Source organism: Novosphingobium sp. 11B (assembly GCF_054589055.1).
In genome coordinates, this window is record NZ_BAAILP010000339.1 from 1 (window position 1) to 299 (window position 299).

The following is a 299-nucleotide window of genomic DNA, read 5'->3' on the forward strand; positions in this document are numbered from 1 at the left end:
ATTGTTACGCTGGCAAAGTCGCTTTCAGGCATGGGCCTGCCCTTCGCGCTGACGCTGCTGCGCCCCGACCTCGACGTCTGGAGCCCCGGCGAGCACAACGGCACGTTCCGTGGCAACAACCACGCTTTCGTCACCGCCACTGCCGCCTTGCGCGAGTTCTGGGCCGATCCGGCCTTCACCGACGCGGTGGCACGGCGCGGCGGCATCCTCGAACGGCGGCTTGAACGCATGGCCGAGCGCCATGGCCTGACCACACGCGGGCGCGGCATGATGCGCGGCATCAACGTCGGCAGCGGCGA

The 299-nt window shown here is 68.9% G+C and carries 1 protein-coding gene; it reads left to right on the forward strand.

The features are described 5' to 3' along the window. A partial coding sequence (locus ACYPYD_RS28135; RefSeq protein ID WP_459667079.1) for an aminotransferase class III-fold pyridoxal phosphate-dependent enzyme occupies positions 1–299 on the forward strand: 299 nt, incomplete at both ends.